Annotated in this window: 2 protein-coding genes; one reads left to right on the top strand and one right to left on the bottom strand. The window is 64.0% G+C overall.

All coding sequences use genetic code 11. The annotated features are described in order from the left end of the window. Nucleotides 1–238: 238 nt before the first annotated feature. The gene (locus ACFY15_RS36905; protein WP_390691662.1) at nt 239–361 is read right to left on the bottom strand and encodes a hypothetical protein; all 123 of its coding nucleotides are present in this window, start codon (nt 359–361) and stop codon (nt 239–241) included. 748 nt (nt 362–1,109) lie between these two features. On the opposite strand from ACFY15_RS36905, the gene ACFY15_RS36900 reads away from it, so the two are divergent. Then, nucleotides 1,110–1,307: a hypothetical protein gene (locus tag ACFY15_RS36900; protein WP_390827089.1), complete on the top strand. Its 198-nt coding sequence runs from the start codon at nt 1,110–1,112 to the stop codon at nt 1,305–1,307. Nucleotides 1,308–1,348 lie beyond the last annotated feature (41 nt).

The raw sequence follows: 1,348 nt of genomic DNA, 5'->3' as shown, positions 1-1,348 counted from the left end.
GCTACATCACGCCGTACCAGGCGAGGGTCCGCTGCTATCAACGGCTGGACCTCGCGGCATAAAACGGAAGTGTCGGGACCTGAGGGGTCACTTCACGCCCACGTCGGCCCCCGAGCACCCAGCACCGCACCCTCCACCCTGCGCGCAACTCGTTGACGGTCCGCTCAGGGTCCTGGCCCATCACGGCTACACCCCGCGCATCGGCCCGGCCCGCCAGGGATCTGGTCGAAGGCGATGTTCAGCGTCGGCGGACGTACCACAGCACGGCGGCCACCACGGCGACGGCAAAGATCACGACCAGCACCGTGATCTCATGGCTGCCGACGATGCGGACATCGGCGGCCAGGGTACGAAGCCTCACCAATAGGAGTCCCGGCCGCAGGGTGGCCTGCTGCGCCGGCTTCTGCGCGTCCGATGAAGCGGCTGGAAGGACTGCTCTACGGCCGGTGCGGCGACAGCAGGTGCCAAAAATGCGGGCGTGATGGGCCGGAAGTAAGCTGCTGGAGGCTGGCCATTCGATTGCGTCGCATCGTTTCAGCGGTGCTGAGAGCAGGCTCAAGCGTTCCGGGAGGAGTACGTCACGCTGCACAGCTGGCGAGATCCTGGCCCGTCGCCGGTGGCGGAAGAGTCAGCGGGCGACGTACCAAGTGGGATGCCAGTCGCTTACTCCTCGAAATCTAGCGCCAGCAGGCAAGACCGCGGCAGGCATGACGCCGTCTTGAACACACAGCGCTGCCGGGCCCTGTATCCGCAAGGCTGCCGCGCATACCTCGCGAACCGACGTCCCTGCACAACGATCAGCAGGGAGCCCGCGATTCAAAGCTGAGTTCGAAACTGGGAGTACCGGCTGCGCGGGCCGCCGTTCTTTCACCACTTCAGGTGACCAGACGGAGGCAGAGAACATGCGTACACGGATTACAGAAAAGAAGTTGACCGTCTCGGCTGCACTACTATCTGCCGCCCTGATGGCGACGGGCGCCTCATCGTACGGCAGCTCGCCATCCGTGACGAGTTCCTCGTCCGCCCCACCCCCGCCGTCACCGAACCCGGAGGTAGCGGAGAAGTATCCGGGTTGCAACGCCCACCTGCATGATGGCGACACTGCAAAAATGACGACATTCACCAACGTCCGTGGGGTGAAATACGGCGAGATCAGCCTCGTCTGCGGCCCCGGCGTCGCAACCATGTACAACACGACATCCATGAACAACCCCGAGAATCCCGGTGTCCCGAACCCGAACACCCCGGACTCGGAGCCTTTTCCAACCTGCGGGCCGGGTTGGTCAGTTCGGCTGACAGACGGGTGAAGCCCCTGGTAGATGGGTTTTCGACCAAGAAGAACCCGTGC

Source organism: Streptomyces sp. NPDC001373, from assembly GCF_042895815.1.
Classification (GTDB): domain Bacteria; phylum Actinomycetota; class Actinomycetes; order Streptomycetales; family Streptomycetaceae; genus Streptomyces.
Note: the sequence above shows the minus strand (reverse complement) of the source record. Positions and strands in the feature narration are given on the sequence as shown.